Origin of the sequence: Geobacillus sp. G4 (assembly GCF_040327975.1) — a bacterium.
GTDB classification, from domain to species: domain Bacteria; phylum Bacillota; class Bacilli; order Bacillales; family Anoxybacillaceae; genus Geobacillus; species Geobacillus thermoleovorans.
In genome coordinates this window covers 1-355 of sequence record NZ_JBEPJY010000078.1, presented here as the reverse complement: position 1 = coordinate 355, position 355 = coordinate 1, and the positions used below count along the sequence as shown (strand labels likewise).

Sequence of the window (355 nt, the reverse complement as noted above, 5' to 3'; positions counted from 1 at the left end):
TCGCATTTTTTGTATCCTCTATTTTCCCTATGCATACCTATCTTAAAATCTCAAGTACAACTTGTGGTGAAGAGCCATTTCTTTCTTTATTTGGAAATGAACAATACGCATGGTTATCTTTATTTTGGTCTATGATATTTGGGATAACAGAACAGTTTAGATTCATATGCCTACAAACAATTCTGCAAAAAAATACAGAGCCACATTTACTGCCTAATGTGTTTGCGGTTCAAGGAGTAATCAGCACGATTACATTTGGAATGTCTACATTACTATTAAACCCGTGGTGCTAGTTAAGCCTTAGCGCTCAACTAGCCCGAGTGTCATCAGCGAATACGTCAAGGGGATTCTCCTT

1 pseudogene is annotated in these 355 nt (G+C 37.5%); it reads left to right on the top strand.

Annotated elements, in window-relative coordinates:
• Window positions 1-293, top strand: a pseudogene (locus ABS784_RS17020) (hypothetical protein); the annotation flags it as partial.
• Between the last annotated feature and the right edge of the window lie 62 nt (window positions 294-355).